The organism is Bradyrhizobium sp. NBAIM08, from assembly GCF_020193935.1.
Taxonomy (GTDB): domain Bacteria; phylum Pseudomonadota; class Alphaproteobacteria; order Rhizobiales; family Xanthobacteraceae; genus Bradyrhizobium; species Bradyrhizobium yuanmingense.
Genome location: NZ_JADYVR010000807.1, coordinates 1 through 413 on the forward strand (window position 1 = coordinate 1; position 413 = coordinate 413).

Below are 413 nucleotides of genomic sequence, written 5' to 3' on the forward strand. Positions count from 1 at the left end.
GTGGCGGACTGTTCGGGGCGGCCGGCTACTTCGGCATCAACGCCGCGACGCTCATCTACGTGGCCGCCGCCTTCGGCCTGGCCGCCCTTGGTCTCCCCTACTGGGCCGCGTTCTTGATCGTGGCCGGGGTGTTGCTCATCTTCGCCGCGATCGCGGGCCTGATCGGCTACAGCCGGATCAAGAAGGTCAAGGCCCCGGAGAAAACGATCGCCAACGCCCAGGCCCTGGTCTCGGAGCTCAGCACCGCTGTCAACCGGGCCACCGCCGCCGCCAGCGCGCCGCGGATCGAGGGCACCGTCGTCAACGACAAGAAGGCCCTGCGCTAGTACGGTGAATCGCGACTCGATCGAGGCCTGATGCGTCGCCGCGGACGGCCGGCCGCTCCGGACGGCTCGGTCCGGGCGGTCCTGATC

Annotated in this window: 1 protein-coding gene; it reads left to right on the forward strand. The window is 69.7% G+C overall.

Annotated features, from left to right (window positions below; all coding sequences use genetic code 11):
- On the forward strand, positions 1-326 hold a 326-nt coding region (locus tag I6F37_RS42160), incomplete at its 5' end, for a phage holin family protein (RefSeq protein ID WP_225154696.1).
- Positions 327-413: the final 87 nt, after the last annotated feature.